The organism is Citrobacter sp. BIDMC107 (assembly GCF_001037575.1).
Classification (GTDB): Bacteria; Pseudomonadota; Gammaproteobacteria; order Enterobacterales; family Enterobacteriaceae; genus Citrobacter; species Citrobacter freundii.
Window position 1 is genome coordinate 103,471 of the sequence record NZ_KQ089848.1, and the last position, 21,641, is coordinate 125,111.

Below are 21,641 nucleotides of genomic sequence, written 5' to 3' on the forward strand. Positions count from 1 at the left end.
GCCACACATGCATCATTTACATGCTTATCCTGACCTGCACGCCATGTTCCGCCGTCTGCTGATCGCCGCGTTGATTGGCGTCCTTGCTGCGCTGGCCGTCGCAGGATTTCGTCATGCCATGCTGCTTCTCGAATGGTTGTTTCTGAGCAATAACACGGGGAGTCTGGTCAACGCTGCGACAAACCTTTCGCCTTTAAGGCGTATGCTGACACCTGCACTCGGCGGTCTGGCGGCTGGATTACTACTGTGGGGCTGGCAAAAATTTAACCGTTTACGCCCACAGGCTCCCACTGATTATATGGAAGCTCTACAAACCGACGGACAATTTGACGTCAGTGCAAGCCTGGTGAAATCGCTGGCCTCGTTACTGGTTGTCGCCAGCGGGAGCGCTATCGGACGCGAAGGTGCCATGATTTTACTGGCGGCGCTGGCGGCTTCCTGCTTTGCTCAACGCTTTACCCCACGTACAGAATGGAAGTTATGGATTGCCTGCGGCGCCGCAGCGGGTATGGCCGGAGCCTATCATGCCCCGCTGGCGGGCAGTTTATTTATTGCCGAAGTGTTGTTTGGCACGCTGATCCTCGCATCACTGGGACCGGTAGTGGTGTCCGCCGTAGTCGCATTACTCACCACCAATCTGCTTAGCGACAGCAATGCGCTGCTGTATACCGTTCACCTGTCTCGGGAATTGCATACTCTGGAATACGTTATGATTGTCAGCACCGGTTTGGCTGCTGGCATCTGCGGACCGCTCTTCATGTGGCTGATGACCGCCAGTCATAATGGTTTTTTGCGCTTAAAACTCTCGCCGCCGTGGCAACTGGCGCTTGGTGGGTTGATCGTTGGCCTGCTTTCATTGCTCACGCCTGCGGTCTGGGGTAATGGCTACAGCGTGGTGCAGTCATATTTACTTTCGCCACCGCTGCTGGCCGTAGTTAGCGGGATTTTTATCTGCAAATTACTGGCGGTGCTTGCCAGCAGTGGATCCGGTGCGCCAGGTGGCGTGTTTACGCCAACGCTGTTTGTCGGCTTGTCGGTGGGCATGCTGCTGGGTCAGGTATGGGGATTATGGCTTCCGGGCTCGGATGAAATTGCTATTTTGCTGGGCTTAACGGGGATGGCCACACTACTGGCTGCTACCACGCATGCACCAATAATGTCGACCTTGATGGTTTGTGAAATGACCGGGGAGTATCGCCTGCTCCCCGGATTACTGATTGCCTGTGTCCTGGCGTCGGTGCTGTCGCGTACGTTACGCCACGACTCTATCTACCGACAGCACGCTGCCGAGCATTGACAGACGGATGTACTGCGACAGCTCACGCTGCTCTGCACGAGGCAGATAAGGCAGTTCACCGATAAGCGGGGCAGGTAATTTTTTACCCAGCACATCAATGATTTCCGCATAATGCGCCAGCCCCGGGTTGATTCGGTTCGCGACCCAGCCAATCAGCGGCAGTCCGTCGCTGGCAATCGCCTGTGCGGTGAGGATAGCATGATTAATACAGCCTTCCTGGATACCCACAACCATCAGCACCGGCAGTTGTTCCTGCACCACCCATTCCGATAACGGACGCAGATCGTTCATCAAGCTACGCCAGCCTCCGGTGCCTTCCACGACAACGTGATCGACTTTTTCGCTGAGGCTTGCGAGACCGTTGGATAACAGGGTGTAATTGACCGGACCACTATGCGCTACGCTACTTTCGTCTTCGCTGAGCGCAATCGGGTTGACCGCTTCGTAAGGCAGTTCGATAGTGGACACGCTTTGCAGCACCAGCGCATCTTTGTTGCGCAGACCTTCGGGCGTCTCTTTGCTACCTTTGGCTACAGGTTTGTAACCCGCAACGCTTTTACCCCCTGACGCTAACGCTTGTAGTAATGCGCGGGAAACCACGGTCTTCCCAACAGAAGTGTCTGTACCTGTAATAAAGAAACGCTTCAGCATCACTAACTCCACCGTTATGCTTTGAAAATATAAGTCAGGAAAATAAAACAGTGGAGAAAGTCTAAGGTATGACGACCAGGATCAGCTTGAGATAGCGCAATTTTTCGTACAACAGTTAAAAAATGTTAACCCTGTAATAGACGAATCAACAAAGAACCGTTATACATCGCGTCCTTAACGAGCGCCGCCCCCGCCATCGTCCCCTGATTGGTAAACTGCGTACTTTCAACGACTATATGCTGACTGTAAGCCGGAAGTGCCTGCTGACGAATGCTGTCAGCGATGGTGGGGAACAAGATATCTGCCGCTTTACTGAGCGGAGACCCAATCAATATCTTTTGCGGGTTGAACAAATTCACCATGATGGCAAGAATTCTGCCGACGTGGGTCCCGACGCCGCTAATGATATCTTTCGCCAATAAATCACCCTGCATTGCCGCCAGACACAGTGCGTCTACCGTCAGCGGTTGCCCGTGTAAAGAAGAACTCATTGACTGCTTCAAGCGCACCTGCGCCAGTTCGAGCACGCTGTCGACGCTGGCGATCGTTTCCAGACAACCATGGTTACCGCAGTAGCAGCGTTTACCGTACGGATCCACCTGCGTATGGCCAATTTCCACCAGGCTACTGCTGCCTGCATGCAGTAAATGACCGTCAGTGATTACCCCGGCACCCACGTTATGATCGATCACCACCTGAATGACGTCGCGCGCACCACGCGATGCGCCGAAAAGCGCCTCAGCCATGGTCCAGGCGCTAATATCATGCTGAATATAGACCGGTACGCCAGTATGGTTCTCAAGCGCCTGGCCCAGCGGCATCTCTTTGACATCTTCGTAAAATGGCATGCGATGCACGATACCGTTTTCAGTATCAATAATGCCGGGTAAGGTGATGGCGATGGAGGTTAAGCGTTCCAGCTTTTGTTGATGGCGGATGAAAAACTGGTCGACCTGGGTAATAACACGTTCCAGAAGCGGTGTTTCACTGACCAGCTCCATTTCAAGACAATCTTCTACCACCAGTTTGCTGCTAAGATCGCGCAGTGCCAGAAAGATCTCGCCGCGACTGATACGGATGGATAAATAGTGCCAGGCTTCCGTTTCAACAACCAGCCCAACTGCCGGACGCCCACGGCTGCCCGCTTCCTTGATTTCCAGCTCTTGCACAAGGTGCGCTTCGAGCATTTCGCGGACAATTTTAGTAATACTGGCAGGCGCCAATTGCGCCAGGCGAGAGAGATCAATACGCGATACCGGACCCAGCTGATCAATCAGGCGATAAACCGCGCCAGCATTGGTCTGCTTAATTTGATCGATATGCCCAGGCTGACTATCAGCAACCACCACTTACTCCCTTTATTTTCGCGCTCCGAAATAATCTGCGGGCTATGGTGAAGCACTTCAATGGTTCCCGTCAACTTTTTACTTAGCCTTGTGATTTACTGCACATTTTCACTCATTTTTAAACTAAATTAATCGCCTGAACGGCCGCCAGCAGCTGCTCACGAAAGCGTTGCGCGGCGTGACTTTGCTCATGATGCTTTGGCCACACTAACCACATTTCCGAGACAGCATCTTCTTCCGCTATCGGGATCCAACACATTTCATATAGCTGCACCCGTTTAAAAGAAGCAGGAAGTATAGAAACCCCTAATCCTGCAGCCACCAGCCCGATGATAGTCATCGCTTCGCCAACCTCCTGCGCAATCGTCGGTTTTAGTCCATAGCGACGCATCAGGCCAAGAATATCGTCATACAACCCTGTCCCCACATGGGGGTCAAAAAAGACAAATGGCTCATTCGCCAGCTCGGCCAACGTGACCACAGGTTTTTGCGCCAACGGATGCGCGCGTGGGATCATCGCCATCAGTGGTTCATGCAGAATGATTTCACGCTCCAGTGTTTCCGGAAGCTGCGTATTGCGCAGAAGTCCCAAATCCAGCGTCCCTTCATTGAGCGGGGCAATTTGCTCACGTGTGTTCATTTCGCGGGTTTGCATATGCACTGCCGGGTAGCTTTGACGAAACAGAGATAACGTATCTGAAACGGCTTTGATAAACGGCGCCGACGACGTAAAGCCGATACGCAATTCCCCTGCTTCTCCCAAATGCAAACGCTCAGCCCTGGCGGCGGCTTCATTAACCAGCCCGAGGATCTGCCGACTGTCTGCCAGAAACTGCTTTCCGGCAGAGGTCAGCGCCACGCTACGGTTAGTTCGGGCAAGTAACCGGGCGCCAACCTGCTGTTCAAGGATCTGGATCTGCTGGCTTAGCGGCGGTTGCGAAATGTTTAATCGCGCTGCCGCCCGACCAAAATGCAACTCTTCGGCAACGGCCACAAAGTAACGTAAATGACGCAGTTCGATATTCATATTTTTAAAGTATTATTTGAGATTATTAATATATTAGACAGAATATTGTGATTTTCATACTCTTAAGGCTGGTCCTGTAGACGTAATTGGATGAGCAAGGATTTCAAGTGAGCCGTACAACAACTGTCGATACCGCGCCAACAAGCGATATTGATGAACAGATAGTTACCCCGCCGGATGGTTTTATCAAACGCGGAACATCCCCATTTATGCGCGTCACGCTGGCGCTGTTTTCCGCCGGACTGGCGACTTTTGCCCTCCTCTATTGTGTACAACCCATACTCCCTGTGCTTTCGCACGAGTTTGGTGTCTCTCCTGCCAGCAGTAGTATTTCACTCTCCATTTCAACGGCGATGCTGGCGATAGGGTTACTGTTTACCGGCCCACTTTCAGATGCTATTGGCCGCAAGCCGGTGATGGTTACCGCGCTGCTGCTCGCCTCTTGTTGTACGCTCCTTTCAACAATGATGACCAGCTGGCACGGTATTTTAATCATGCGGGCGCTGATAGGTCTTTCACTGAGCGGAGTCGCGGCGGTAGGGATGACCTATCTGAGTGAAGAGATTCATCCCAGTTTCGTCGCCTTTTCAATGGGCTTGTATATCAGCGGTAACTCGATTGGCGGTATGAGTGGTCGCTTGATCAGTGGCGTGTTTACCGACTTTTTTAACTGGCGTATCGCGCTGGCGGCGATCGGCTGTTTTGCCCTTGCCTCTGCGCTGATGTTCTGGAAAATCCTGCCGGAATCTCGTCATTTCAGACCAACGTCGCTGCGCCCGAAAACGTTGTTTATCAACTTCCGCTTGCACTGGCGCGACAGAGGCTTGCCGCTGCTGTTTGCGGAAGGATTTTTACTGATGGGATCATTTGTCACGCTGTTTAATTACATCGGCTACCGCCTGATGCTCTCTCCGTGGGAACTCAGCCAGGCGGTTGTCGGTCTGTTATCTGTGGCGTATCTGACCGGGACCTGGAGTTCGCCAAAAGCAGGTTCTATGACCACTCGTTATGGCCGTGGCCCGGTAATGCTCTTTTCAACTGGCGTGATGCTGGTTGGACTGTTGATGACCCTGTTCACATCGCTATGGCTGATCTTCGCCGGGATGCTGCTCTTTTCAGCCGGTTTTTTTGCCGCGCACTCCGTTGCAAGCAGCTGGATTGGACCACGGGCAAAACGCGCTAAAGGCCAGGCTTCTTCCCTGTATCTGTTCAGCTATTATCTGGGATCCAGTATTGCCGGTACGCTCGGCGGCGTATTCTGGCACAGCTACGGCTGGAACGGCGTGGGCGGATTTATCGCCCTGATGCTGGTGCTGGCGTTGCTGGTCGGCGCACGTTTGCACCATCGTCTGCACGTATAATCCCCGATGCCCGGATTCCGGGCATCGCCTTTATGAATCAGGTAGTAACGTCTGGGCTCCCATTTGCAGAGCAATAACCGTCCCGTTCATCACTATATGCAGCATGATCGGCATCAACAGGCCGTTGCTTTTCAGTCTGGCGATGATCAAAACCTGCGACACAAGAAACAACATCAGCAACGTCCGTAGATCCACATACTGCGTATGCATGATGGCAAAAATGACCGATACCACCACTGACGACAGCCAGGTTTTATTATTGAACCAGTACTGGAACGCGTTGAATAAACAGCCTCTGAAAACAATTTCTTCATAAACTGGCGCAATAAATATCAGAGTCAACGTAGATAACCACAATGCGTAACTACTTAAAGATATTTGGCTGGTCACCCACGCTTCGGTTTGTCTGAGACCCAAAATCAATGGCAGGATAAGCTGAATAAACAGCAGCGCCGCAAACAAAATGGTAAACCACCTGGCGTTGAAAATGCCTTTGCCCAGCCCCTCTCTTTTTCTGAAGAAGAAGTAATACAGCGGAACCAGCACAACAAATTCCAATGCAAACAACAGCGGGAAAAGTAGCCCTTTGGCAAGCAGGTCCTGACTCGCGGGGAAAAACAACGGGGTAAACGTGAGGCCAAACATCAGTAAAAACATTGAAAAGCAGCCAGCTACTGCTTTGGTCCTGGCGATATACAGGTTGTCGGCATCCTGTGACATACAATCTCCTTGCGCTCATCGAAGATAAGTTGATGAATTACCGATACATGATAAAAATTCTCATTATCACTGACAACCTACCAACTTTTACGCAATGCCCATTGGGGCAATGCCAAAACCCTCTTTACTCCGGAACTTCACCGTCAACTACTCAGGGGAGAATCCGCCAGCGGCAACGAAAAACGGAAGCAGGCCCCTGCCGTTGAGCTAACCAGGCTGATATCCCCTCCATGCAGCTCGAGCATTCTACGCACGATCAGTAAGCCCAGGCCGCCGCGCTCAGCCCTCTGCTCACGGGGAACTAACGCGGTCGGGCGCTGAAACAATACTTCTCGCACAGCTTCTTCTACCCCAGGCCCGCTGTCCTGCACTTCGGCTAATAAACGGTCTGCATCACGCCAGACTTTTAGCCGCACTTCACCTCCGTCAGGCGTATGACGGATAGCGTTATCCAGCAGATTCGTCACAACTCTTTCTATCATTGATAAATCGGCATTCACCAGCGGTAACGGCCCCATTACGTCAAGGTGCAACTGCAAATGACGCGTGGCAACAGGGAGATCAAATTTCTGTGCCACATCCTGGATCAATTCACCAATAGCAAAACGTTCACGCTGCGGTTTTATACCGCCATGCTCCAGTCTTGCCAGCTCAAACAGCTGTTGTGACAGATGACGAACTTTATGTCCCTGGCGCAGCGCGATACTAAGATAATGCCGGTTTTCCTCCGGCGTCATCGTATCGGCTTTCAGCGACAGCATTTCCAGATACCCCAGCAATGAAGTCAGCGGCGTGCGTAAATCGTGCGAAATATTGGCTATAAACTCTCTGCGCTGACGATCGCTGTCCGCTAATAGATCCCACTGCTGCGCAATTTTCTGCGCTAACTCGATAAACGCATTGTTCAGCAACGCAATTTCATTTGCCGGGGCCGGATCGGAATTTTTTTGCGCCAGCTGTTTGATGACGCTAATGCTGTCCTGTTCCAGTTTGACCACCTGCCCAGTCAACCTTTTCACTGGATTCGTCACCCATCGCCACACCAGAAAACCTGCAATTCCGCCGGCTAATAAAACCAGTATTAACGTCCAGGCCACGGTATTCCAGAGCGTTTTTTGCCAGGCGGTATTCGCCAACATATTCAGATCTTCGCCCTGCAGAATAATGTACAAATAGCCATGCAGCTCACCGTTATATAAAACCGGCGCGGCGCTGAATACCTTTTGCTGGCTGCTGCGCGGATCGTTGCCATATACGGGCAACGCCTCTGAGTTAAGGAAATCCTGAATCGGCTGCACGCTAATTTTCTGCCGCTGGACATGCCCCGGCGGTGCGGCATCAGCGAGTATTTCACCTGATGGTGAAACCAGATACAGCTCCACGCTGGGGTTGAGCGTCATCAGGTGATTAAACAATCCTTTTAAGGTCTGCCGATTAACCTGCCCGCTGGCATCAATAAGCGACTCACTTTTGACAATCTTGCTCGCCAGCTCCAGCGAGAGCCTTTGCACCATCGCGTCGCCATATTGTTTGCTACTGCGAACCTGGACAGCACTGACGGCAACCGCACAAATCAGCATAATGGCGGTAAAGACCAGAGTCAGACGCTGGCTCAGCGACAGGCGATAAATCATGGCTGATGCTCCGCATTAACCGCAGCAAGCTTATAGCCTCGTCCCCAAACCGTGAGAATAATTTCCGGCTCCGCAGCATCCTTTTCAATTTTGGTCCGCAGACGATTAATATGACTGTTCACCGTATGCTCATACCCTTCATGCTGGTAGCCCCACACCTGATCTAACAGCGCCTGGCGCGAAAAGACCTCGCCTGGATGACGGGCGAAAAAATAGAGCAGATCGAATTCTCGCGGTGTCAAATCAAGGGATTTACCATGCAGCCGAACTTCCCGGGCTAAAGGGTCAATCTCTACGCCATGAACGGTGATAATCCCCGCCTCCATACGCAGGTTCTGACTCATCGCTTCCTGACGGCGAAACAACGCCTTCACCCGAGCCATCAACTCCAGCACCGAGAAAGGCTTGGCCAGATAATCATCGGCCCCCATTTCCAACCCCAATACACGGTGCGTTTCGCTGGTCCGGGCGCTGATAATAATAACGGGCAAATAAAAACTCATTTGGCGAATGCGACGACAAATCTCCAGCCCGTCGACACCTGGCAGCATCAAATCGAGGATAACGGCATCCCAAACGTGTTTCTCCAGTTGTTCAAGCGCTCGCGTGCCGTCCGCTTCATGAACTATCTCGTAACCCTCATCCTTCAGGCTAAGCTGCAAAAGTGAGGCAATATCGCTGTCATCTTCCACCAAAAATATCTTTTTCGCGCCTGCCATCAGTGTCATCCCCCTCTCGTCGTGCTGAAAGCTTACCTCAGGCAAGGGGCGGAAGTTATCACAAAATTTTTAACTTTTCGTGAGGATCCAGGGATACGCATACGCGCAGTATGTCGTTATAGACACACCAGGCATCAACAGGGAAACGTCGCTTTGTTTTCCTTAACATGAAAATAAAAAGGAAAAGTTATGCAGAAAAAACGTCCACTTCGGGAAGCTGATGTTACAGCCGAATCAGTTTTTTTTATGCAACGACGACAAATCCTCAAAGCACTTGGGATAGGCGCGGCGGCGGCCACGCTGTCTTCCCCTACACAGGCTAATTTGTTGGATTGGTTTAAAGGCAACGATCGTCCACCAGCACCCGCAGGCAAAGCGCTCGAATTTACAAAGCCCGGGCGCTGGCAAAACAGCCTGCCTCTGACGCCAGAAGAGAAGGTGACGGGCTACAACAATTTCTATGAATTTGGTCTGGATAAAGCAGATCCCGCCGCCAATGCCGGTAGTCTGAAAACCGATCCCTGGACATTGACGATCAACGGTGAGGTCAACAAACCTTTAACCTTGGATCATGATGCTCTGACCACTCGCTTTCCGTTAGAAGAGCGTATTTACCGGATGCGTTGCGTTGAAGCATGGTCGATGGTTGTGCCGTGGGTCGGATTTCCTTTGCATAAATTATTGGCGCTGGTTGAGCCAACAAGTCACGCCAAATACGTCGCCTTTGAAACTCGCTACGCCCCTGATGAAATGCCCGGCCAGAAAGATCGCTTCATTGGCGGTGGGTTAAAATATCCCTATGTTGAAGGTCTGCGTTTGGATGAAGCCATGCATCCGCTAACACTGCTGACCGTAGGCGTATATGGCAAAGCATTGCCGCCGCAAAATGGGGCGCCGATACGCCTGACCGTACCCTGGAAGTACGGCTTCAAGGGCATTAAATCGATAGTCAGTATTACGCTGACGCGTGAGCAGCCGCCGACGACCTGGAATATGTCAGCACCGAATGAATACGGTTTTTACGCCAACGTAAATCCGCAGGTCGATCACCCTCGTTGGTCTCAGGCTACTGAACGGTTTATCGGTTCGGGTGGCATTCTTAATGTGCAGCGACAGCCCACGTTACCCTTTAATGGTTATGCCGATGAGGTGGCATCGTTATATCGGGGTATGGATCTTCGGGAGTATTTTTAGTGAGGTTGACCGCAAAACAGATAACCGGCCTGAAAGTGCTGCTGCATCTCGCCGGTTTTTTACCCCTGCTATGGCTCTTTTGGGCCGCGCAGCATGGCGGGTTGGGTGCCGACCCGGGAAAAGATATCCAGCACTTTACGGGTATTACCGCGCTAAAGTTTTTGCTTGCTACTTTGCTGGTATCCCCGCTTGCACGCTATGCAAAGCAGCCTTTGTTGTTTCGTACCCGGCGGTTGTTAGGTTTATGGTGCTTTGCATGGGCCACACTGCATATGGCCAGCTATGCTCTACTGGAACTGGGTATACAAAATCTGGGATTGTTGGGTCGTGAACTGGTTTCACGCCCATGGCTAACCCTGGGCATGACCGGTTGGATTATCTTATTCCTGTTGACGTTGACCTCCACGCAAGCCGCGCAGCGTAAAATGGGCAAACGCTGGCAAACATTGCACAACTACGTCTACCTGGCCGCCATATTGCTACCGCTGCATTACCTGTGGTCGGTAAAAGTGTTATCACCGCTCCCTATTATCTACGGCATCTGTTTTGTGGTTCTGTTGGCTTTTCGCTATAAAAAGCTTTTACGAAAAACCAGGTATAAAGGTGTGTTTATGAAAAGTGAGTGAATCACGGTAAACTTCTTAACCACACCTAAACAGAACGAGAACAAAAAATGAGTAGCAATGATAATTACCATCAGCTCACCCGCACGTTCCAGCGGCTATCTCGCTTCTCCCACCTCTCGGCAATCGCCAGTTGGGACATGTTTACCATTATTTAAACTTTATACTTTTCAATGTGCTAATCAATTTAGTGCATGAATCGTGTATGTAGAACTTAGATGATTTTACATTTTAAAACTATCAAATCCAGCTAGAAAATCAGTATGTACCCTTCTTGTTGGGGTTCACGCTGTAGTTCTTCAAAGCACCACCTGTACCAGCATTACCAAGTGTCTTTGTAGCTCCAGCATTAGTGGAGTCTGTGAAGGTGCTTTCACCAGCTTTTACCGTAACGTTACTAGTTTCTTGGTCAATTAATACTGTCATTAGATAATCCATTTTCAAATCCTCTAAAAACAGCTCTCAGACCTCTTAAAATAGCCATTTTGAGGCCAGTACTCATACGGGATACTTACAGCATCTCTGGGTTTTGCTGTCTTGATTGTGCTTCTGGGGTATAACTTGCTTAGAATGGTTATTGCTAAAAGCACAAGGTTTAGCTTAAGTATTAAATTTCTGAAATATGAGTTTACTATTACGATTGGTGATGGTGGAAAATGATTAATTGCTGGTGGTTTGTCACCAGCGTTTTTCAATAATATTGGTTGCTTTTAAATTATAGGGGTCACCATTCTTAAGTTTAAGTTGTTTCGTAACCCACAAATCATAATGATGCAATACAGCGAACTTCAAAGCATCAACCTTCAAACCTGTCACACCATCATAAAAGAAATAATCCTTCCCTTTCTTTTTCGGTCGAATCTGGTAAACCTCTCCGCGAGTATCTTTCATCAAGTAACCTTCACGAGAAATGCTATAACGCTTTAGCAGATAATCCTTGTATCGTTTTTCACCGTGATATTCTTTCATTAGTGCATACCTCCAGCATAAACGCGTCTGACTTTAACTATTTTTTTCTTTGGTTCGATGTGGACTTTCTTTCTTGGAATAAAAGTAAAATCATCGTCACTATCATCAAAATCACCCAGTTCATTAATCTTGTTCTTTTGTTTTGCAAGTTCGAATTTCTTTTTCTTCTCCGCTTTATATTGTTCACATCTTAATGTTTCTTCAGGACTCTCTTCATCAAGGTCAACATCCGGTAATTCATCGTCAGTTGATTCTGTGCAGGGGCAAGGTGTATCTTTCTGGTCACTAATAACACTCACATCACCGTTTTCTTTATCTTGTTTAGTAGTCTCTTCAGGACTTACTTCAAGGTCACCTAAGTCAGATTGTTTAATAGCCTCTTCAATACCAAGAGAATCACATTCATGTGAATCACAGAGCGAAGCTCCCATCTTAATAGACTCTTCTTCAAAGCTCGCTTTTAGTCTTTCTTCTTTAGTCTTTATATTTTTGTCTTTATACTTAGTCTTACATGTAACCAATTTCTGGTTAGGTAGGCAACCAAATTCTGGTTGGGTAGGTAACCAATTTTGGGGTGGGTTACTGTCAATTCCTGGTTGACCTGATAATTTAGCTCTACGACGCTCATCAAGGGTAGGCTCTGATAAGACTTCTGGACGCACATCCAACGTGAATACTTTAAAAATACTTTGCAGCCCTTTGATATTGGTCTTCTCAATAAGCCTGTGTGATTCTAGTCTTTTCAGAGAATCAATAACCGTATTGCGTGTAGCGCCAGAAATAACCATCAGATAGTCAATGCTGGGGGCATATCTACCGAACTTGGATTCATAATAATCAGCACCATCAAGCATAGTGAAGTATACCAAACGGTCAATTGGTTTTAGTGTTTTAGGGAATTGTGCAACTCGTTTATCTACCATAATAAAAGCATTAGTTTCTTTTTTCATTCATAAAACCTCATACGTGAAAAGGCCAACCGGATAAAACCGATTAGCCTGATGTAATTAAAATATCTGGGGGATTGATGGATTGATAAAGAAGCCCATGCCTGAAACAGTGCGATGATTATGACGCTGAGGTAATTACCCTGAATGAGAGGTCTTGTTGACGTCAACCATCTGACACTCCCCCAAGTGTTACCACTTCAAGACATGAACTTTTTTATCAGCTCACATTGATACTATAATGAATGTGATTATTAATTGCAACAATTATTTCACAAGGCAACCACTATTTGCCTGCAAATTAATCAACTAAACTAAAGGGTATTGACAAAGGTCTTGACAAGGTTTTACCTCTTGAAAGATACTTAGAAGACTCTGTTAAAAAGACTCATCTTTCTGGGGTTCTTCTCTCTTCTTAAAAGCCTTTTAAGAGTTCTTAAACGGACACTATTAAATCATCGTTAATACTTAGAACAAATTCAAAATGAGAAAAGTATTTCTTCCACTCTTTTTTACACTCTTTGCGCTTCCTTCTTTTGGGAAAGATTTTATTAAACCCAGCATCAATCTTCAGGGACTGGATATGGCTGGGTGCTTAATCCTGAACGAGGAAACAGCAAAAGCGGGCGAAAACTATTACAGAATTTCCCCCGATACATTCCAGAAAGCGACGGACAGAGTTACCGATAAGCTTTATAGAGTTGAGGCTGAATATTTCGAGAAGGTCGCCAATGAAATGGATAAACAAGGATTCAAGACTCTTTCAACTACAGAGGGTGGCTATTTGGATATAAAAATTAAAGCAATAAAGCGGCTATATTATGGCTTGGGGTTTTACCGTGGACGTGGTGATTGTAGTCCTTTAAGTCAAAAATAAAATTACAACACCTCCTCTCTTAATTCCATCCTTACCGGAAGCTTCAAAAATATCTCCTAGTGGATTTGGTAGAATCTACCTCATAGATGTATAGCTGCTAAGTACCCGTCACTACGCCTAAGCAGCCTCCTTTGCAAAATTTTAAAATATCATTGACTTTCTCTTTGAGCTGCTATAAAGACACCCTCACCTCTTAAGCATACCGATATAGCATACTAAAAAGGTATAGCTAGACCTCTGTAAAACCCATACCGATTAGCCTTGTAAAAAACTTTATCGGTACGATATACTCAATCCATCAAATGAGTAAGGTAAATGAGTGCGCTATGGCTAACATTGGTTATATCCGAGTTTCATCATTACAGCAGGTTACAGACCGTCAACTTGAAGGGGTCACACTGGATAAGGTATTCACTGACAAGGCATCTGGAAAGAATACAGACCGTCCACAACTAAAAGCTATGCTCGATTATGTTCGTGAAGGCGACACTATCCATGTACACGACCTGTCACGTCTGGGACGTTCTACCGTGGATGTACTAACGCTGGTGGATAAACTCTCACAGAGAGGTATCAAAGTTCACTTTCACAAAGAGGGTCTGATAACTGGTGACGATAACCCCACGTCCAAGATGATTCTCACAATCTTTTCAGCAGTGGCTGAAGCTGAACGTAAAATGATGCTTGAGCGTCAAAGAGAAGGTTATGAAGCTGCTAAAGCTGCTGGTCGTGTAGTTGGAAGGGGTAACGGTAAAGCGGTTGACAGAGAAGGTATTAAAGCTGCTCTTGCTGCTGGTGGCTCAATTGCTAAGGTTGCTGCACAATTCAACGTTGCTAAGTCAACTGTGCAGCGTATTAAATCTGAAGCATAACTATTTGTTTTCAAGGCTTGATGCTTTACCCATTTCATCAAGAAACTTTTGTGCTTGATAAGTGCTTCTGGCTTCATCAAGAAGACTTTTGTTCACTGATTCTTTGACCAATGACCTAAAATCTTCGTCTGTATACTTGCCGGAATCCACCCCTTTAACAATGTCCTCAATTTGGACAATTAACTGAAGAGATGCTTCTATCTGACTTTGAATCTGTGAACGTTCTGATTTCAATTGAGCAACCTCTACTTCAATGCTCATCACCTCCTCCCGTAAAGATTCCGCTCTTTCTTCCATATCTTTAGTAATTATTTTTTCCCTCTCCTTCTCTTGCACAATTCTCTCAATTTCCAGATTCTGCGTTGCTAACTCCATCTCTTCCAGTTTATCAGCCTTAACTTTTCTCTTTATCTTCATTTCAAGCGCTTTTGACTGAAGCCACACAGAGGCTTGATTAATGTACGGGAAGATAGACGACAACACGAATCCAACCAAGCATGGGAGAATTAAGTACCTAATGTAGAAAAAATCAGATGCGGTAATCTGGTGAATACGGACTTCCACCGGAGCCTTGCTAAGGCACATCACTGCAATGTGTTTCCAGTTAAACCCTATCCACGAAAGTATGATATATCCCCATAATGGGCTTGACAGCCTCTCTTTCAGTCCCTGCATGGTTGAATCCACAACACTATCTTCACTCATCTAATCACCACTTAAAGTTTTGAAATCGGGATTAATGTTATAGTGAACAGCTTAATTTAGGGAGTGAAATTTATGGCAGCAAGAGTTATATAGACCTGTATATAGCGATTTTCTAGGAGTCGAGAGAGGGACGACTGATACGACACAGTTTTCCCTAAACAGAAGCTGTACGGGTTATTCATATATTTCAATAAGTTACATGAAAAAGAGACTGTACTGATACTGCATAGAATCTGTGTGTTACTGCATAAATGCTTGGAAAAATACCGTTAAATTGAATAGGAAGTCACCTGATAACACCTGTAAATAACAGGTAATTAAAAGCCAGCCATTTCTTAATACGTTGCAGATTTTGTATTTTTAGAATTGGATGTACAGTAGGCTCATAAACAAAATGGAGGAAAAATCATAATGGGTCACATGAGTAGCTACACAAAAGCACAATTACGACTCCAGCCTTCTGGATGTGGTGTTCCTGTCCGTGGTTCTACGGTTAAATGCGGAGCACTTCAGCCCGATATGGAACGGTGGCTATGTGATAAATGCCACGCTGAATGGATGAAGCTTTTAAAAGATATGGAGTTCACTAAATGAATCATGATGCTGAGATAATTGCAAATGCAATTGCCGCATTGAAACCAACCCCTGATTACCTCAAGGATTACTTTTTCCCAATTTTCACGATGTTTTGCTCTGCCTTACTTGGCGGGCTTGTTGCTATACGCATAAGCAGAGCACAAGAACTTCAGCGTATAGCAAAAGATAACTTTGCAACATCAAACCAAGCGTTCATCCTTGCTCACGAATGCTTAAATAATCTTATAGCCATTAAATCAAACTACGCTGGAAAAATCACATGGGGTGAACCACTTTATAGAGCAATTGCATATCCAACAATGCTAGCTAAGCTTGAAGAGGTTACTTTCACAGCAACAGGTTTTTATTTCATCAGAGCTGAACCTACCGCAAACAAATCACTATTTGGAAAGTCATACTGGTGGTTAAAGTATCAACTATTTAGAAAACAAGTTAATACACCCGATTCAGATGCAATTTCTTTAACATGGCGTAATACCGTCAGAATAAGTTCTATGTTCGGGAACTACAATCAGGTAATGATGTACCTACGCGTAAGAAATGAGATTAGTGAATGCGTAAAAGAACCACTCTCGCGAATGGATTTCAGCGATAAGAAAAGCTTTCTAGAATTAAGCAATATTATTGGTGTCGCAACAACAGCCAAGTATGTGAGTATAACCGAACTCATCATTGCGTTAACCGACCATGTAATCAAAGAGTTACATTCTTTTTTAATTAACTTCCCAGATATAGCTGAAAGCAATATTGAGATGAAAAGAATAAAAGAATGGGGGAAGTTGCCAAGGTACAAAAATAATAAACCGTTGTTCATAGAGTGTCTGAAACCAACCCCTGCACCAGATTTCAAAATGTTAGCCAAATATACAGGCTTATCTGAGGAAGAGGCTAAAGCAAGACATACTTTTAGAGATTGGGGCTAACAGCCCCTTATACTTGACTGGTTCTAGCTCATTACAGCGGCCTTGTTCAAAGCCAAAAGCATCTGTTTTAGTGGCTGTCTGGTCTTGTAAACACGGTCAGTGGTCGTTTTATGAGCATGACCAAGAATGCTATATCGTACCGAATCAGCTACATCACAGTCTCTGAGTCTGTTTGACAGGCTATACCGGAAATCATGTGAACTATGCTCAATACCAATTTGCTTAAACGCAAATGCTATACGGCTTCCTGCTGCATTGTTTTTAGTCCATCCTAATCTTGGTTTGGTATCCCATATCCCCATCTGAAGAAGTGCTTCACTTATTGGTATGTCTCGAATAGAGGTTTCATTTTTAACCTGCTTCCCATCTTCTGTGTTGATGCTGATACATTTGATACCATCAACAATACGGAAATCTTCGGGACGTAATTGGATGGCCTCCCCTATTCTCATTCCTGTATTCCATAGTATGGCTAAAAGCCACTTTAGGTCTTCATAACCTTTCACATAATCAGTATTCATCACCTTCTCATATTCTGAAGGAGTTATCTCCGTCTTATGCTTAATGCTTGTGACCTTAGAGTAAGTCATCCCCTTAACAGGATTTGCTGTTAAGTAATCCCTCTTATCAATGCAGAAATTGAACAACGCCTGTAGTTTTATCAGGGCATCCTGTCGACTTCTTGGTGCTTGGTAGCGTTCATCAAGAAATCGCTTAAAATCTGCTATGTGCTGCTTAGTAACATCTTCAACATTTTTTATTGAATGTCTTTTAGCCCATTCGATGAATAAGTTAACGCTTCGTCGATTTAGCTTCTCTGTCCGTAACTTCCAATCAGCACGATTATCTTCACACCATTCTTCCAGAACCTCACTGACAGGATGCACAGCTTTCTCGTATACGGTGGTTATCGGCATCGTAGACATATCTGAACCACCTTCCAAGACCATCAACAAAGCATCATCAACCAAACGGTCACGATATGACTTAAGGACGTTTCTTAAGCTCTCAAATGGAAGAGAAAGCTCTTTGATTCTTACATACTGAATGGTCAATTTTTGTGCTCTAAATTTTGCAATCTCTGGTAGTCGAGTCCTAAGACTTACCGACAATGTTCGATTGTTAAGTTTTTTCCTCCAGAGGTAGCCATCTTTCTGAGAGTAGCTAAGATGGGTGCATGAAAAGTGCATGAATCGTGTATGAATCACGGTAAACTCCTTGAAACATACCCAACTAACGAGAAGAAGAACTATGCAGAAAAACCTTTCTTATCAGGCACTCACCCGCACGTTCCAGCGGCTCTCTCGCTTCTCCCACCTCTCGGCAATCGCCAGTTGGGACATGTTTACCATGATGCCGTCAGGAGGAAGCAAAGCCTGCGGCGAAGCGCTGGCCGAGCTGAGCGTGCTTGAACACCAACTGTTAACCGATCCGAAAGTGGCAAGGTGGATCTCCGCAGCGCAACAGGAAGACCTCAACGATGTAGAACAGGCGAACCTGCGCGAAATGTCGCGACTGCATCACCAGGCATCCTTGTTGCCGGAATCGTTGGTAGAAGCAAAATCACTTGCGGGAAGCCGCTGCGAGCATGCCTGGCGTAGCCAGCGACCGGCAAATGACTGGGAAGGATTTTCCGAAAACCTGAAAGAGGTTGTGAAGTATAGCCGCGAAGAAGCCCGACTGCGCGCAGAAGCTAAAGGCTGTTCGCCGTATGACGCGTTACTGGACATCTTTGAACCGGGAATGACCAGCGCGCAGTTGGATGACCTTTTCGCGGACGTTAAAACCTGGCTACCCGACCTGCTAAACAAGGTAGTGGCAAAGCAATCTCAACAGTCGCTCATCGCCCCGGTAGGCCCCTTCCCAACAGCTGTACAGCGAGAGTTGGGTCTTGAAACAATGGCACAGCTAGGTTTCGACTTTACCGCTGGTCGGCTGGATATCAGTGCACATCCCTTCTGTGGCGGCGTACCAGAAGATGTTCGCATTACCACCCGCTATGATGAAAACGAATTGCTCAGCGCGCTGTTTGGCGTGATCCATGAAACCGGTCACGCCCGCTATGAGCAAAATCTTCCGCGTAACTGGTCAGGGCAACCTATCGCTCTGGCACGTTCCACCGCCATTCATGAGTCCCAGAGTCTGTTCTTTGAGATGCAACTGGGACGCAGTAAAGCCTTTCTGACACGGTTAATTCCTGCTGTAACGCGCTACTTTGGCGATCAGGCTGCATTTGAAGAAAGCAATTTCATCGCCTGGAACCAGCAGGTCAAACCCGGGTTTATCCGTGTTGATGCCGACGAGGTGAGCTATCCCGCTCACGTGATCCTGCGTTATGAAATCGAACGTGCGCTCATTAATGGCGATATTGAAGTGGATGATATCCCGGCATTGTGGAATGAGAAAATGCAGGCCTGGCTGGGGCTGTCAACGATCGGAAACTATCGTAACGGTTGTATGCAGGATATTCACTGGACCGACGGCGGCTTTGGCTACTTCCCTTCCTATACCTTGGGCGCTATGTATGCGGCGCAGTTGTTCAGTGCCGCTAACCGCGCATTACCTGATTTGAATCAGTCTATTGCGCAAGGTGAGTTTGGTCCCCTGTTTGACTGGTTACGTCAGAACATCTGGCAGCATGGCAGTCGTTTCACCACTGAACAGCTTATTACCCAGGCCACCGGAGAGCCGCTTAGCAGCCGTTATTTCCGCGCCCACCTGGAAGCCCGCTATTTGTAATCTCATACCGTGAGTCATTGTACATATCGTTACACGCCGATACCAATGACTCACGGAAGCCCTGTGATTACAGCGATATAGTTATTTCAACGGCCCCGCAGTGGGGTTGAATGAAAAACCAAATCGAGGGTATGAGAATGAAAAAAGTATTAGCTCTGGTTGTTGCCGCTGCTATGGGTCTGTCTTCTGCTGCATTTGCTGCTGAAACAACTGCTACAACCGCTCCGGCTGCTGCAGCAACCACTAAAGCTGCGCCGGCAAAAACCACGCATCATAAAAAACAGCACAAAGCAGCGCCGCAGAAAGCACAGGCTGCCAAGAAACACGCTAAAAAATCCACCACAAAACCGGCTGTAGAACAGAAAGCACCAGAGCAGAAAGCTCAGGCTGCTAAAAAACACACCAAAAAAGCGGCAACCAAACCAGCTGCAGAACAAAAAGCGCCAGAGCAGAAAGCTCAGGCCGCTAAAAAACACACCAAAAAAGCAGTAAAACACGACACTGCTAAACCAGCAGCTCAACCTGCAGCATAACGCATTTGTAGTCACTATGGCGTCCCCCACGCCATAGCATACGGCGCTAGATCGACCTGATGTAGCGCCGCCTTTCGGAGGGTAAAATGGTGTCACATTACCGCTTTGAGTTAATTCTTATTACGCTGATAATTTGCGCCATCATCGCCATGCGTTTTTATCTTGCCTGAATGTAGTTATCTGATTTTACTCCCACTTTCACGTCGTCCCGTCTATAGTATTAACTGAGGGTTTGCTGTTAATAATCATAATTCCCCACCAGAGCGTGATATGCATAAAACCATTGCTGTATTACTGGGTTCACTTTGTTTACTTCCTGTCGTTGCGCATGCGGACAAGCCTGCAACGGACAGCGCTGAAGCAGAAAATATAAAAACGCTGTTTTTTGGTCATGACGATCGCATAAAGGTGACTGACCCTACACAATCGCCTTGGGACGCTATCGGGCAACTGGAAACCGCCAGCGGTAACCTGTGTACCGCCACGCTCATTTCGCCACATCTGGCCCTGACGGCCGGACACTGTTTACTCACCCCCCCGAAAGGTAAGCCGGACAAAGCCGTCGCATTGCGCTTCGTGTCTAAAAAGGGTCTCTGGCGCTATGAAATCCACGACATTGAAGGCCGGGTTGCGCCCTCACTTGCCAAACGTTTAAAAGCCGATGGTGATGGCTGGATAGTGCCGCCTGCCGCAGCCCCGTGGGATTTTGGTCTGGTGGTGCTGCGTAATCCGCCGTCTGGCATCACACCGCTGCCACTGTTTGATGGCGACAAGGACGCGTTAACCGCGGCGCTAAAAACTGCAGATCGTAAAGTCACGCAGTCGGGCTATCCTGAAGATCATCTGGACGACCTGTACACACATCAGGATTGTGTGGTGACCGGCTGGGCGCAGAATACCGTCTTGTCACACCAGTGCGACACGCTCCCGGGCGACAGCGGTTCGCCATTGATGTTGCAGACAGAGTCTGGCTGGCAGTTGATTGGTGTGCAAAGCTCCGCTCCAGCAGCCAAAGATCGCTGGCGGGCAGATAATCGCGCCATATCCGTGACCGGTTTTCGCGAGAAGCTGGAAGCGTTAGCGCAGGAATAACACATGCTGCCCGCATTAACGGGCAGCATGGATATCAGGCAAGTTTTATCATTATCATTCCGGCCAGCAGCAGTATCACGCCGATCCAGCCCTTGTTATTCAGGCGCTGACCAAACAGCACCCAACCTGCCGCTAACGTCGCGGCAATACCGAATCCGCCCCACAGGGCATAAGCCACCGAAAGATCGATACCTTTTACCGCTTGCGACAGCGCGCTAAAGGCTGCTAACACGGCAGCTAACGACAGCACGCCATAAATCTTGCGGCGAAAACCATCGGAAAATTTCAAAAAGACGTTAGCGACGATTTCCAGCACAATGGCCATACCCAGCCAGGCACCGTGAACCCATTCAAACTGTTGCATGGGTCACCTCTTTGCCTGGTTTAACAGGCTTTCGGGTGCCGGATTTAATCAGCACAATGCCGACCACCAGTGAAGCCAGTCCTGCCACCTTCAATGTGGACAAGGTTTCGTCAAATAACAGCACGCTAAACAGCGTAATAAATAAAATACCGATCCCTTCCCACAGGGCATAGGCCACACCAAGGGCAATTTTTTTAACGGCAAAACTGAGAAAAATATACGATAAGGCGATCATTACCAGCATTAAAATAAAGCCCGAATTACCATGGCCGACGCTTGCCCATTTCATTGAAAGCGTACCAGTAATTTCAGCCGCGATGGCCAGACCTAATAATATCCAGTAAAACATGATGCTTCTCCTGCTTGAGAATATAGTCCTTTGGGCCTACTGCATGCAGTAAACCAAAAAATAAAATTAGTTAGCTCAGCGCACAGCGCCAGCTCAGGCAGA

Annotated in this window: 24 protein-coding genes; 11 read left to right on the plus strand and 13 right to left on the minus strand. The window is 47.5% G+C overall.

Features of this window, described 5'->3' with window-relative positions:
- The first annotated feature begins 7 nt into the window (after positions 1-7).
- Positions 8-1,297, plus strand: a complete 1,290-nt coding sequence (clcB, locus tag SK39_RS00480; RefSeq protein ID WP_048217384.1) for a voltage-gated ClC-type chloride channel ClcB — start codon at positions 8-10, stop codon at positions 1,295-1,297.
- Here the strand turns inward: clcB and bioD are convergent.
- From bioD to SK39_RS00495, 3 genes are all read right to left on the minus strand, one after another.
- The gene (gene bioD, locus SK39_RS00485) at positions 1,253-1,948 is read right to left on the minus strand and encodes a dethiobiotin synthase (RefSeq protein WP_003028922.1); all 696 of its coding nucleotides are present in this window, start codon (positions 1,946-1,948) and stop codon (positions 1,253-1,255) included. The genes clcB and bioD overlap by 45 nt on opposite strands.
- A 125-nt stretch (positions 1,949-2,073) precedes the next feature.
- Entirely contained in the window at positions 2,074-3,294 is a 1,221-nt protein-coding gene (mlc, locus tag SK39_RS00490; RefSeq protein WP_003028923.1) for a sugar metabolism global transcriptional regulator Mlc, read from the minus strand.
- 118 nt (positions 3,295-3,412) lie between these two features.
- Positions 3,413-4,321: a LysR family transcriptional regulator gene (locus SK39_RS00495; protein WP_003836337.1), complete on the minus strand. Its 909-nt coding sequence runs from the start codon at positions 4,319-4,321 to the stop codon at positions 3,413-3,415.
- Positions 4,322-4,428: 107 nt separating this feature from the next.
- Here SK39_RS00495 and SK39_RS00500 point away from each other — a divergent pair, with 107 nt between their 5' ends.
- Positions 4,429-5,682 (plus strand): MFS transporter, encoded by a 1,254-nt coding sequence (locus tag SK39_RS00500; RefSeq protein WP_003836350.1) that lies wholly within the window; start codon positions 4,429-4,431, stop codon positions 5,680-5,682.
- Positions 5,683-5,712: 30 nt separating this feature from the next.
- Here SK39_RS00500 and SK39_RS00505 read toward each other — a convergent pair whose 3' ends face one another.
- The 3 genes from SK39_RS00505 to SK39_RS00515 form a co-directional block, all read right to left on the minus strand.
- Positions 5,713-6,402 (minus strand): CPBP family intramembrane glutamic endopeptidase, encoded by a 690-nt coding sequence (locus tag SK39_RS00505; protein WP_003028926.1) that lies wholly within the window; start codon positions 6,400-6,402, stop codon positions 5,713-5,715.
- Between the two features lie 143 nt (positions 6,403-6,545).
- Positions 6,546-8,036: a sensor histidine kinase gene (locus SK39_RS00510; RefSeq protein WP_048216482.1), complete on the minus strand. Its 1,491-nt coding sequence runs from the start codon at positions 8,034-8,036 to the stop codon at positions 6,546-6,548.
- Positions 8,033-8,755 carry a response regulator transcription factor gene (locus tag SK39_RS00515; protein WP_003028928.1) on the minus strand — a complete coding sequence of 241 codons (723 nt, stop codon included), beginning with the start codon at positions 8,753-8,755 and terminating at the stop codon, positions 8,033-8,035. The genes SK39_RS00510 and SK39_RS00515 overlap by 4 nt, the downstream gene beginning before the upstream one ends.
- 189 nt (positions 8,756-8,944) lie before the next feature.
- Between SK39_RS00515 and msrP the strand changes: the two genes are divergently transcribed.
- Entirely contained in the window at positions 8,945-9,949 is a 1,005-nt protein-coding gene (gene msrP, locus SK39_RS00520; RefSeq protein WP_048216483.1) for a protein-methionine-sulfoxide reductase catalytic subunit MsrP, read from the plus strand.
- On the plus strand, positions 9,949-10,575 hold the full coding sequence (gene msrQ / locus SK39_RS00525; protein ID WP_016150213.1) for a protein-methionine-sulfoxide reductase heme-binding subunit MsrQ: 627 nt from the start codon (positions 9,949-9,951) through the stop codon (positions 10,573-10,575). Before msrP ends, msrQ begins: the two co-directional genes overlap by 1 nt.
- A 255-nt stretch (positions 10,576-10,830) precedes the next feature.
- Here the strand turns inward: msrQ and SK39_RS00530 are convergent, their stop codons facing one another.
- From SK39_RS00530 to SK39_RS00540, 3 genes are all read right to left on the minus strand, one after another.
- Positions 10,831-11,010, minus strand: a complete 180-nt coding sequence (locus SK39_RS00530) for a hypothetical protein (protein WP_048214228.1) — start codon at positions 11,008-11,010, stop codon at positions 10,831-10,833.
- 240 nt (positions 11,011-11,250) lie between these two features.
- On the minus strand, positions 11,251-11,541 hold the full coding sequence (locus SK39_RS00535) for a hypothetical protein (protein WP_048214229.1): 291 nt from the start codon (positions 11,539-11,541) through the stop codon (positions 11,251-11,253).
- Positions 11,541-12,491, minus strand: coding sequence for a helix-turn-helix domain-containing protein (locus SK39_RS00540; RefSeq protein WP_048216484.1), 951 nt, complete (start codon positions 12,489-12,491; stop codon positions 11,541-11,543). The genes SK39_RS00535 and SK39_RS00540 overlap by 1 nt, the downstream gene beginning before the upstream one ends.
- A gap of 481 nt (positions 12,492-12,972) precedes the next feature.
- Here SK39_RS00540 and SK39_RS00545 point away from each other — a divergent pair, with 481 nt between their 5' ends.
- A complete protein-coding gene (locus SK39_RS00545; protein WP_231593806.1) occupies positions 12,973-13,365 on the plus strand; it encodes a hypothetical protein in 393 nt (130 codons plus the stop codon).
- Between the two features lie 326 nt (positions 13,366-13,691).
- Positions 13,692-14,237 (plus strand): recombinase family protein, encoded by a 546-nt coding sequence (locus SK39_RS00550; RefSeq protein ID WP_048214231.1) that lies wholly within the window; start codon positions 13,692-13,694, stop codon positions 14,235-14,237.
- Here the strand turns inward: SK39_RS00550 and SK39_RS00555 are convergent, their stop codons facing one another.
- Positions 14,238-14,942 carry a hypothetical protein gene (locus tag SK39_RS00555; RefSeq protein ID WP_156182971.1) on the minus strand — a complete coding sequence of 235 codons (705 nt, stop codon included), beginning with the start codon at positions 14,940-14,942 and terminating at the stop codon, positions 14,238-14,240. It abuts the gene before it with no gap.
- Positions 14,943-15,532: 590 nt separating this feature from the next.
- Between SK39_RS00555 and SK39_RS00560 the strand changes: the two genes are divergently transcribed.
- Positions 15,533-16,462: a hypothetical protein gene (locus tag SK39_RS00560; RefSeq protein WP_048214233.1), complete on the plus strand. Its 930-nt coding sequence runs from the start codon at positions 15,533-15,535 to the stop codon at positions 16,460-16,462.
- A 23-nt stretch (positions 16,463-16,485) separates the two neighbouring features.
- Here the strand turns inward: SK39_RS00560 and SK39_RS00565 are convergent, their stop codons facing one another.
- On the minus strand, positions 16,486-17,670 hold the full coding sequence (locus tag SK39_RS00565; protein WP_156182972.1) for a site-specific integrase: 1,185 nt from the start codon (positions 17,668-17,670) through the stop codon (positions 16,486-16,488).
- A gap of 43 nt (positions 17,671-17,713) precedes the next feature.
- Here SK39_RS00565 and SK39_RS00570 point away from each other — a divergent pair, with 43 nt between their 5' ends.
- From SK39_RS00570 to SK39_RS00580, 4 genes are all read left to right on the plus strand, one after another.
- A complete protein-coding gene (locus SK39_RS00570; protein WP_048216487.1) occupies positions 17,714-19,201 on the plus strand; it encodes a carboxypeptidase M32 in 1,488 nt (495 codons plus the stop codon).
- A gap of 137 nt (positions 19,202-19,338) precedes the next feature.
- Positions 19,339-19,734, plus strand: coding sequence for an acid resistance repetitive basic protein Asr (gene asr, locus SK39_RS00575; protein WP_003028934.1), 396 nt, complete (start codon positions 19,339-19,341; stop codon positions 19,732-19,734).
- An 86-nt stretch (positions 19,735-19,820) separates the two neighbouring features.
- Positions 19,821-19,904, plus strand: a complete 84-nt coding sequence (gene ydgU / locus SK39_RS27730) for a small membrane protein YdgU (RefSeq protein WP_085954017.1) — start codon at positions 19,821-19,823, stop codon at positions 19,902-19,904.
- A 100-nt stretch (positions 19,905-20,004) separates the two neighbouring features.
- Positions 20,005-20,826 (plus strand): trypsin-like serine peptidase, encoded by an 822-nt coding sequence (locus SK39_RS00580; protein WP_003836367.1) that lies wholly within the window; start codon positions 20,005-20,007, stop codon positions 20,824-20,826.
- A gap of 34 nt (positions 20,827-20,860) precedes the next feature.
- On the opposite strand, the gene mdtI is transcribed toward SK39_RS00580, so the two are convergent.
- Entirely contained in the window at positions 20,861-21,190 is a 330-nt protein-coding gene (gene mdtI, locus SK39_RS00585) for a multidrug/spermidine efflux SMR transporter subunit MdtI (RefSeq protein ID WP_003028939.1), read from the minus strand.
- Complete coding sequence (gene mdtJ, locus SK39_RS00590; RefSeq protein ID WP_161799268.1) at positions 21,177-21,542, minus strand: multidrug/spermidine efflux SMR transporter subunit MdtJ; 366 nt, start codon at positions 21,540-21,542, stop codon at positions 21,177-21,179. Before mdtJ ends, mdtI begins: the two co-directional genes overlap by 14 nt.
- Between the last annotated feature and the right edge of the window lie 99 nt (positions 21,543-21,641).